The 9,385-nt window shown below is 61.6% G+C and carries 9 protein-coding genes and 2 pseudogenes; 2 read left to right on the top strand and 9 right to left on the bottom strand.

Annotated elements, in window-relative coordinates:
• Positions 1-34 precede the first annotated feature (34 nt).
• The 8 genes from FCU66_RS39245 to FCU66_RS39210 form a co-directional block, all read right to left on the bottom strand.
• A complete protein-coding gene (locus FCU66_RS39245; RefSeq protein ID WP_136622357.1) occupies positions 35-433 on the bottom strand; it encodes a hypothetical protein in 399 nt (132 codons plus the stop codon).
• 38 nt (positions 434-471) lie between these two features.
• Complete coding sequence (locus FCU66_RS39240; protein WP_136622356.1) at positions 472-1,179, bottom strand: GntR family transcriptional regulator; 708 nt, start codon at positions 1,177-1,179, stop codon at positions 472-474.
• A gap of 130 nt (positions 1,180-1,309) precedes the next feature.
• A complete protein-coding gene (locus FCU66_RS39235) occupies positions 1,310-2,068 on the bottom strand; it encodes an aspartate/glutamate racemase family protein (RefSeq protein WP_111547950.1) in 759 nt (252 codons plus the stop codon).
• A 10-nt stretch (positions 2,069-2,078) separates the two neighbouring features.
• Complete coding sequence (locus FCU66_RS39230) at positions 2,079-2,801, bottom strand: ABC transporter ATP-binding protein (RefSeq protein WP_111547949.1); 723 nt, start codon at positions 2,799-2,801, stop codon at positions 2,079-2,081.
• Complete coding sequence (locus tag FCU66_RS39225) at positions 2,798-3,577, bottom strand: ABC transporter ATP-binding protein (RefSeq protein ID WP_136622355.1); 780 nt, start codon at positions 3,575-3,577, stop codon at positions 2,798-2,800. Before FCU66_RS39225 ends, FCU66_RS39230 begins: the two co-directional genes overlap by 4 nt.
• 3 nt (positions 3,578-3,580) lie before the next feature.
• The gene (locus FCU66_RS39220; protein WP_136622354.1) at positions 3,581-4,555 is read right to left on the bottom strand and encodes a branched-chain amino acid ABC transporter permease; all 975 of its coding nucleotides are present in this window, start codon (positions 4,553-4,555) and stop codon (positions 3,581-3,583) included.
• 6 nt (positions 4,556-4,561) lie between these two features.
• A complete protein-coding gene (locus FCU66_RS39215) occupies positions 4,562-5,428 on the bottom strand; it encodes a branched-chain amino acid ABC transporter permease (protein ID WP_136622353.1) in 867 nt (288 codons plus the stop codon).
• Positions 5,429-5,512: 84 nt separating this feature from the next.
• On the bottom strand, positions 5,513-6,715 hold the full coding sequence (locus FCU66_RS39210) for an ABC transporter substrate-binding protein (protein ID WP_136622352.1): 1,203 nt from the start codon (positions 6,713-6,715) through the stop codon (positions 5,513-5,515).
• A gap of 200 nt (positions 6,716-6,915) precedes the next feature.
• Between FCU66_RS39210 and FCU66_RS39205 the strand changes: the two are divergent.
• A pseudogene (locus FCU66_RS39205) lies at positions 6,916-7,263 on the top strand (aspartate 1-decarboxylase); the annotation flags it as partial.
• 104 nt (positions 7,264-7,367) lie between these two features.
• Positions 7,368-7,856, top strand: a pseudogene (locus tag FCU66_RS39200) (bifunctional hydroxymethylpyrimidine kinase/phosphomethylpyrimidine kinase).
• On the opposite strand, the gene guaA reads toward FCU66_RS39200, so the two are convergent.
• Positions 7,819-9,381, bottom strand: a complete 1,563-nt coding sequence (gene guaA / locus FCU66_RS39195) for a glutamine-hydrolyzing GMP synthase (protein ID WP_136622351.1) — start codon at positions 9,379-9,381, stop codon at positions 7,819-7,821. The pseudogene FCU66_RS39200 and the gene guaA overlap by 38 nt on opposite strands.
• Positions 9,382-9,385: the final 4 nt, after the last annotated feature.

The raw sequence follows: 9,385 nt of genomic DNA, 5'->3' as shown, positions 1-9,385 counted from the left end.
CGACCCGGCGGTTCAGGTCACTTGGGCGGCACGCCTACCGACCACTATCTGCCATCTGGGCTACCTCGTACAGATTGCTATCGATCTCGTCCGTCAATTGATCTGGTGGAGCGCCGTAGCGCGACAGGTCGAAAGCCTTCATGACCGCAGTGGATTGAGGGAGGGCGGCGATGCGTGCCAACACAGCGGCAGTGCGAATGCGGGTTGCGAATTGTCTGTTCCAGACCTTTGAGTAGCGACTGCCCGCGACAACGCGCGCTGCCCGATCCCATCGGTCGAACCTGGCCAATTCGTTGGCCAACAGCCAGCCGGGCTGCAAGGCGCAGGGCCGCTTGCCAAACCCGCTTCGTTCGATCCGTTCCTCGAGCGCCGCTCCCATCGCATCAAGCGCCGAAACTCGAGAGACCATAATCCAGGCAGTGCCGGCAACCACGGCTGCTCGCGTACAGCAGCACTGGGTGCTCTCCCGCTCTACGGACGAAGCAAGTCGGAGAGATTGTCAGACTTTTCTATCTTGTCTGTGAGGTCGAGCCCCGACAGGAGGTCGACCAGATGACTGGTCATCAGCTCGGCCGCTTGGGAACTACGCCCTGCTTCGATTGCATCGACCAGCGCGTGATGGGCGTGTTTCTCACAGGTCGCGTCGCGCCGTTTCCAATAAAGCGCGATGATGAGGGAAGAATGCGAGACAAGGTCGCGAACGAATTTGGTGAACACCGAATGTGCAGCGATCTCAGCGATGCCAACGTGGAAACGTGCCGACAGCATGATCGCCTCGCTGTCTCGGCCAGCGTGAAGTGCTTCATGCTCCTTCTCGAGATGCTGCCGCAACCATGCAATGTCGCTTGGTACCGCCGCACTGGCGGCGAGCCAAGCCACCTTGGGTTCGATCAGCGCCCGTGCCTCGAACACCTCGCGGGCTTCAATTTTCGACGGCTGTGCCACGAAAGCACCGCGGTTCGGCTCCAGCCGCGCCAACCGGTCATGGGCCAGAGCCTGCAGGGCAGCACGAATGACGGTGCGGCTCACCGAATAGATCGTCGCCAACTCATCTTCCGGCAGCTTGGTGCCAGGGGCGAGACGATGACTGACGATGGCATCTCTCAGACCATAGTAGATCGGCGACCAGCGGGTTGCCGGTTTTTCGTCACGATCCTCTTCTCTGAGCACTGTCAACATGCTTTTCAACGCGCAGGCACAACACCGCCTGATCTATCCCAAACCGCTTAACGGTCGATGCAATCTAGTATCGCTTGCGCGGCGGTCAATCCCGGGACACAGGATCTCAATTCGTAAGGCCAAGCGCGTTCTAGGTCGGTGATATAACCGCTGCGGCGGCTCCGGCCGGAGACAGCGATTCATAAATCCCCGAAAACCGTTTGCTGCGGGGGGCAGCGTATCCGCCGACCTTCGACGTCCTCAAACCGACTCTGAACAGGCTCTCTGCCAACGTCACCGCGCAGGCGACACCGTCGAGTACGGGAACGCCGTGTTCCTGCGACAGGCTGCTTGCCAGATCGGCCATGCCGGCGCAGCCGAGAACGATCGCCTCCGCCCTGTCCTCAGCGATGGCGCGCGCGATCTCGTCCGAGATTCTGCGCCTGGCGTTCGAGCCCGGTAGTTCGAGATCGAGCACGGCAACCTCCGACGACCTGACTTTGGCGCAGCGCGACGCGAGGCCGTATTTCACCAAATTGTGCTCGATCGCCGGAACGGAGCGGGCGAGCGTCGTCACAACACTGAACTTGCCTGCAACAAGGCTGGCTAGGTGGAAGGCGGCCTCGCCGATACCGATGACCGGAGCCTCGGTGGCGCAACGTGCCGCGTCCAGCCCGGTATCGTCGAAACAGGCAATCACATAGGCATCGATGGCCGCTGCCTTGCTCATTTCGGCGATGATACCCGGAACGGCGAAGGCCTCGTCGAAATAGCCTTCGATGCTCGGCGGACCATCACCGGGGTTGACCGAAATGATCTCCGTTTCTGCGGAGGCGACGCTCATTGCCGCCTTGCCGATCTTGGCGGTCATCGATGCGGTGGTGTTGGGATTTATGACAAGTATGCGCATGCGATAAGCCTCAGACCTCGCCGCCAAGATAAAGACGCTTGACCCGTTCGTCGGTCAGCAAATCGGCGGAATTCCCACTAAGGGCGACGCTGCCGGTGGTCAGCGCATAGGCACGCTGCGAAATGCGCAACGCCATGCGGGAATTCTGCTCGACCAGGAGAACGCTGACCTTTTCGTCGCGATTGATTGCCACGATCGAGCGGGCAATGTCCTGGACAAGCTTCGGTGCGACGCCCAGTGACGGCTCATCGAGCAGCAGCAGGCGTGGCTTGGCCATCAACGCGCGGCCGATAACCAGCATCTGCTGCTCGCCGCCGCTCATCGTTCCGGCGGCTTGCGAATATCGCTCCTTGAGGCGAGGAAAACGGCCGAGCACCATCTCCAGCGAGTTGGCAATCTCGGCCTTGTCGGAGCGGGTGAAGGCGCCCATCAGGAGATTGTCCCGGACCGACATGTAAGGGAAGACACGGCGCCCCTCTGGAACCATGGAGATGCCCATCTTGACCACGTCATCGGGAGCAGCGCCATCGATGCGCTGGCCATGGTAATGGATCTCGCCGGACTTGATTTTGCGCAGCCCGGTGATGGCGCGAAGGATCGACGATTTGCCAGCACCGTTGGCGCCGATCAACGCAACGGTCTCGCCCTCGTTGACCTCAACCGACACGCCTTTCAGCGCATAGACGTGATCGTAATAGAGTTCGACATTAGCGAATTTCAGGATCTGGTTCATAGGCCGATCGCCTCGTCTTCGCTGCCGAGATAGGCCTCGATCACTTTGTCGTTGTTCTGGATTTGCGCCGGCGTTCCCTCGGCGATCTTCTCGCCGAAATTCAAGACGACGATGCGGTCGGAAATCTTCATGACGGCAGGCATGTCGTGCTCGACCAGAAGGATGGTGAGGCCAAGCTCGCGCAACCGTTTGACCATCGCCACCATTCTCATCGTCTCGTCGTGATTCATTCCGGCGAAAGGCTCGTCCAGCAGCAGGATCGACGGGTTCGTGGCGAGACCGATGGCAATGCCAAGGGCCCGCAAGTGACCATGCGGCAAGTTTCGGGCGATTTCACCGGCGAGCGACGATAGGCCGAGCAGCTCAAGAATGTCGTCGGCCGAGGCGCCGAAGGCCGCCTCGTCGGCCTTGGCCGTGCTGGTGCCGAGGAAGAAGCCAATCAGGCTCGCCGTGGAGCGCAGATGGTGAGCGATGATGACGTTTTCGCGCACGCTCATGTTCTTGAAGATCGTCGTTTCCTGAAACGTCCGGACGACGCCCTTGCGTGCCGCGATGTGCGGCGCCAGATCGGAGATGCGCTCGCCCTTCAAGCGCACCTGGCCCGATGTCGGCCTGAGGAAGGACGAGATCAGCTTGAACAACGTCGATTTGCCGGCGCCGTTGGGGCCGATAACCGACAGTATCTCCTTCTCGCGCACCGAGAAGGAGACGTTGTTGACCGCGACGAGACCGCCAAAGCGCTTCGTCAGGGCCGAGACTTCGAGCAGATCGGCCATGGCTCAGCCCTTCTTCCGGGTCGTGGCGGCAAGGCTCAGCAAGCCGTTGGGCAGGAACAGCATCAGCACGATCATCAAGGTCGAGTAGATCAGCAGCTGGAACTGGCCGGTCTGGAACAGCAGGTCCCAGCCGAAATAGAGCACCAGCGTGCCCAGCATCGGACCGAAAACATAGCCGAGCCCTCCGAGGAAGCAGTTCAGCATGAAGTTGACAGAGTCGGTGACCGTGAAGCTGGACGGATAGATCGATTGCGAGATGGCGGCGAAGATCGCTCCGGCGACGCCGCCGAAGAAGGACGAGACGGCATAGGCGATGACGCGCAGATAGGCGATGTTGACGCCGATCGACGAGGCCAGCTCCTCATTCTGCTGGAGTGACTGGCAGAGCTTGCCGATGCGTGAATGAACCAGCCGGTACACCACCGCGAAGCAAGCCACCATGAGCGCGGCCGCCAGCAGGTAGAAGGCAAGCCGGGAATTATGCAACGTGGCGAAATCCGGAATGATGATGAGGCCGAAGGCCGACAGCGCCCCGGGCAGCGGGATGCTGACCATCCCCTTGGCGCCGTTGGTGACCGGCAGCGCCAGCGCCAGAAGCCGCGCGACCTCAGTCAGCACCAGTGTCACCATGGCGAAATAGACGCCGCGCAGCCGCAGGATCGGCAGGCCGATAGCGACGCTCGCCGCCGCGCAAAACAGGCCGGCGGCCGGCAGCGTCAGCCAGAACGACCAACCGTAGGTCACCACGAGTATGGCCGAGACGTAGCCCCCCATCAGTGCGTAGGCGCCCTGACCGATATTGATCCGGCCGATATAGAAGGTGAGCCACACGCCGGCACTGGCAATGCTGAGCAGAGCCACCGAGGTGAGCGTGTAGTAGAGGTCGGTCCGACCGCTGGCGGAGATCAGAACCGGCACGGCGATGAAGACGATCGCCAAAAAGGCGGCGACTGAAGCAATTTTCACGTTATGCGTCATCGCGCATCAACCCCACGGCTTGCCCATCAGCCCATTGGGGCGGATCGAAAGGAACACCATCAGCGCCGCGAAGATGACGAGGTAGGTGACGTCGCCATATTCGCGCAGCACAGTGAGGCCGACGGACTCCATCATGCCGAGGATGAAGCCGCCGGCGATCGCGCCGCCGACGACGCCGGCGCCGCCGATCATCACCATCATAAAGGCCTTGATCGAGATCGGCCCGCCGATTCCGGAATTGACACCAGTGATGGTGACCAGGAGGCCACCGACGATGCCGGCCAGCATGGCACCCATGGCGAAGCCGATCATCGTGTAGCGATCGACCTTGACGCCCATCAACTGGGCAGCAACCCGATCCTGGGCCAGCGCCCGCATGGCTCGCCCTACCCTGCTGTACTGCATGTAAAGGACGAAGGCGGCGATGAAGACCAGTGCGAGCACGCCGACGAGCATACGGTCATAGGGCATGATGATGCCGCCATCGTTGAAGACGCCCTTGACGATCTTGGGTACGCCGCGCTGCTTTTCACCGAAGATGAGCAGGATGACGGCGTCGAAGAAAAACGCCGTCGCCGCCGCCAGCAGCATGGTGCTTTCCTCTCGGAGGCTGCGCTTGATGACGGTCCGGAAAAGAAACTTCTCCATGAGCGCTCCGATGACCGCAAGGGTGACGCCCGAAGCCAGCAGCGCCAGAACGAAGGGCAGTCCGAGCTGCCCGTAGACGGTGTAGGTGATGAAGCCGCCCAGCACGTACATCTGCCCGTGGGCAAAGTTCAGCACGTTCATCAGGGCGAAGATCAGGGTGAGCCCCAATGCGATCAGCGCATATTGGGCGCCGAGGTAGAATCCATTTGCGATGACCTGTTCCATGGACGCCTTCAATCTTCCGAGGGACCCGGAGAATGTTCCGGGCCCCCGGCAACGCGGGAGGAAGAAACCGCAGGGAAGCTAACCCTAATCGACCGTGCCGACGAACAGGGTCTGGAAGGCACCGTCCTTGTACTCGTTGACCACCATCGGCACCGCGAGCTGGCGCTTCTGGCCGAAGGAGGTCGTGCCGACATAGCTCAGCTTGGCATCGCCCTTCAGGTAGGGGTTGGGCGCCGAGAAGGTGTCCATGGTCTTCTTGAATTCATCGACATTGTCGATCGCCGCCGGATTGGCCTTCAGCGTGTCGATGATGTACTCGAGCGCATAGACCTTGGTGTTGGACTCGTCATTGTACTCACCGAACATCTTGGTGTAACGGGCGACGAATTCCTTCATCGCGTCCGAGGCGATCTCGGGCGTGGAGGCACCGCCAACCGAGATGAAGCCGTTGGCGTATTCGCCGGCGCCCTCCTCGAGAACCTTTGCGTCCTGTGCCGTTTCGGTCGAGATCAGGCCTTCGAAGCCGAGCTCGCGGGCGGCGCGGATGAGCAGCGGCGCATTGGCCGGCGCGACGCCTGACAGCACGAGCAGATCGGGCTTCAGCGCAACGATCGGCGTGAGCACCGGCGTGAAGTCGCGCGTATCGTTCTGGTAAGTGTCGTTCTGGGCGACAATCTTGAGGCCGAGCGCCTTGGCTGCCTCAACGCCGCCGTCACGCTGGCTCAACGGATCCGATTCATTGGCGGCAACGAAGGCGATCGTCTTCACGCCCTTGTTTTCCTTGAGGTATTTGTAGATCGCCGGGCCCGATTGATAGTTAGCGATCATGCCGAGCACGGCATTCGAGGCAGGCTTCTGATAAAGCGCCTTGGGGAAAGCGTAAGGGAAATAGATGATGCCGTTGGCCTCGGCGACCGGGCGCACGGCGGCAGCACCGTCATCGACATTCGGGCCGACCACATAGTGGATGCCCTCCTGCGCCATCTTTTCCATGCCGGCAATGGCGCGCTTGGGGTCTTTCTGATCGTCGAACGTAACGATGTTGACGTTGTAGGTGGCGTCGCCAATCTTGACGCCGCCGGTCTCGTTGATCCAGGCGGCACGCGTCTGCATCGAACGTACGTTCGACGTGCCCCAAGCGGCGGCGGGGCCACTGGTGACACCGACGAAACCGATCTTCAGTTCCTTGTTCTGGGCCTCCGCGGACGGCATGCCCGCAGCGGCCATAGCGAGAGCGGAGACGGCGCCAAGCACCATCGATTTGAGAGTCGAGCGTCGGTCGATCATTCTGGCATTTCCCCTTCTGGTTATCGCGCTTTGTGTTTTGCTCTTTGGCTGCGCGGATGCCCTAAGGGAAACCTCTAGCGCAAGATTGTCAACACAGTTTTGATATTTTGTGTACAATCTTACCACAGATTGCAGACCGAGAGGCAGAGAAGACGCATCCTGCACTGCTGCGGCAGCGATATCCTCTCGCCCGCAGGCGTGGGATCCTGCCGATGGAATTCGTGGAGATATGGAACAAGAATTCCGGCGCTCGGATTTCGACCTATGTCATTCTGGGCGAGCGCGGCTCACGGTGCTGCATCCTCAATGGTGCGGCGGCCCGCACCTGCCAGACAGACGACCAGATCATTGTCTGCAACTCGATCTACCTGGACGAAGTGCATATCACCTCGCTGAAGCCGCGGATCGTCACCTTCGACCAGGACAACCACATCCGCGACCGCCTGAGCTACTCGGTCGATCTCGACGCGCAAGGGCGATACAGTTTCTCCATCCTTGACGGGGCGAATGCAACTTTGGCCATTCTTGCCTTGGCCTCCGGGACGTAATTTGTTCTCGATCTTTGCGCGCGCGCTTCCCTGGGTTTGATTGGCCGCCGATCACCGCCGCAGGCCGAATGTGCTTGACAAAGTAGCGCTGGCCAACGGCTGAGATCATCGCGGCCGTTGCCGCCGTGCTGCGCGAAAATCCGCACGTGCCGGCAGTGCTCGCCCCCGTACTGGCCTCCACTTCAGGCCGGGCTCTGCTGGAAGCAGGCGCCATCGCCGTCATGAAGCGCAATCTGATGCCGCTTTGCCGTCTCGTCACACCCAATCTCATCGAACTGGCGCTCCTTGTTGGCTCGGAACTGGCGGTGGATGAGGACGGCGCAGTATGGCAAGGCTAGGGATTGCTGGCCGCCGAAGCGCAGGCCCTGCTGATCAAGGGCGGCCACGCATCGGGACCTCGATCAACCGATATTCTGTTGCGCTTCGATCAAGCACCGGTCCGCTTCGACATGCCGCGCCTTGCCACATCGATGCGCGGGACGGGTTGCATGCTGGCCAGTGCGATTGCATCGGAGATCGCGAGGGCAGCCGCTTCTACGCTGCGGCCTCAGTTCCCTACTCCCACTCGATTGTTCCCGGCGGCTTCGAGGTGACGTCGTAGACGACGCGGTTGATGCCGCGGACTTCGTTGATGATGCGGGTGGCGGCAGCGCCGAGGAATGTCATGTCGTAGTGGTAGAAATCCGCCGTCATGCCATCGACCGAGGTGACGGCACGCAATGCGCAGACGAACTCGTAGGTGCGGCCGTCGCCCATCACGCCGACCGTCTGCACCGGCAACAGCACGGCGAAGGCCTGCCAGATGGCGTCGTAGAGGCCGGCCTTGCGGATCTCGTCGAGATAGATGGCGTCGGCCTCGCGCAGGATCTCCAGCTTTTCGCGGGTGATGCCGCCGGGGCAGCGGATGGCGAGACCCGGACCTGGGAACGGATGCCGGCCGATAAAGCTCTCGGGCAGGCCGAGCTCCTTGCCGAGCGCCCTCACCTCGTCCTTGAACAGTTCGCGCAGCGGCTCGACCAGTTGCATGTTCATGCGCGCGGGCAGGCCGCCGACATTGTGGTGCGACTTGATCGTCACCGACGGGCCGCCGGTGAAGGAGACGCTCTCGATGACGTCGGGATAGAGCGTGCCTTGCGCCAGGAAATCGGCTCCACCGAGCTTCTTGGCCTCTTCCTCGAACACCTCGATGAACAGCCGGCCGATGGTCTTGCGTTTTTTCTCGGGGTCAGACTCGCCTTCCAGCGCGCCGATGAATCGATCCGATGCGTTGACCAGGATGAGCGGCAAATTGTAGTGCTCGCGGAACATCGCCACCACGCCCGCGGCCTCGTCCTTGCGCATCAGGCCGTGGTCGACAAGGATGCAGGTGAGCTGGTCGCCGACCGCTTCGTGGATCAGCAGCGCCGCGACGGAAGAATCCACGCCGCCCGACAGCGCGCAGATGACCTTGCCCTTGCCGACCTGCTTGCGGATCGTCTCGACCGCGTGTTCGCGGTAGGCACGCATGGTCCAGTCGCCCTCGATGCCGGCGATGTTGTGGACGAAGTTGCGGAGCAGCCGGGCGCCATCGGGTGTATGCACCACCTCGGGGTGGAACATGATGCCGTACATCTTGCGCTCGATGTTGCCGAAAATGGCGAAGGGCGAGCCTTCCGACTTGCCGAGCACTTCGAACCCCTTGGGCAAGGAGATGACGCGGTCGCCATGGCTCATCCACACCTGGTGGCGCTGGCCGGGCGCCCACAGGCCCTCGAACAGCGGGCTGTCCTTTTCGATCTCGACGAAGGCGCGGCCGAACTCGCGATGGTCGGAGCTTTCGGCGACGCCGCCCATCTGCACGCACATGGCCATCTGGCCATAGCAGATGCCAAGCACCGGCACGCCGGCGTCGAAGACGATCTGCGGCGCACGCGGGCTGCCGATATCGCTGGTCGAAGCCGGGCCACCGGACAGGATGACAGCCTTCGGATTGATGCGCTTGAACGCCGCTTCGGCCGACTGGAACGGCACGATCTCGGAAAACACGCCGGCCTCGCGGATGCGGCGGGCGATGAGCTGTGTGAACTGGCTGCCGAAATCGACAATCAGGACGGTGTCGGGATGATTGGCTGTTTTCATGGCG

It is taken from the genome of Mesorhizobium norvegicum, from assembly GCF_004919685.1.
Lineage (GTDB): Bacteria > Pseudomonadota > Alphaproteobacteria > Rhizobiales > Rhizobiaceae > Mesorhizobium > Mesorhizobium norvegicum.
The sequence above is the reverse complement of the archived record's forward strand: the minus strand, read 5'-3'. Positions and strand labels throughout refer to the sequence as shown.

Bases quoted from the DNA above. Each gene is read 5' to 3' on its own strand.
- FCU66_RS39235 (WP_111547950.1), bottom strand. From the start codon at position 2,068: ATGCGCATACTTGTCATAAATCCCAACACCACCGCATCGATGACCGCC.
- FCU66_RS39230 (WP_111547949.1), bottom strand. From the start codon at position 2,801: ATGAACCAGATCCTGAAATTCGCTAATGTCGAACTCTATTACGATCAC.
- guaA (WP_136622351.1), bottom strand. From the start codon at position 9,381: ATGAAAACAGCCAATCATCCCGACACCGTCCTGATTGTCGATTTCGGC.
- FCU66_RS39210 (WP_136622352.1), bottom strand. From the start codon at position 6,715: ATGATCGACCGACGCTCGACTCTCAAATCGATGGTGCTTGGCGCCGTC.
- FCU66_RS39220 (WP_136622354.1), bottom strand. From the start codon at position 4,555: ATGACGCATAACGTGAAAATTGCTTCAGTCGCCGCCTTTTTGGCGATC.
- FCU66_RS39225 (WP_136622355.1), bottom strand. From the start codon at position 3,577: ATGGCCGATCTGCTCGAAGTCTCGGCCCTGACGAAGCGCTTTGGCGGT.
- FCU66_RS39240 (WP_136622356.1), bottom strand. From the start codon at position 1,179: ATGTTGACAGTGCTCAGAGAAGAGGATCGTGACGAAAAACCGGCAACC.
- FCU66_RS39215 (WP_136622353.1), bottom strand. From the start codon at position 5,428: ATGGAACAGGTCATCGCAAATGGATTCTACCTCGGCGCCCAATATGCG.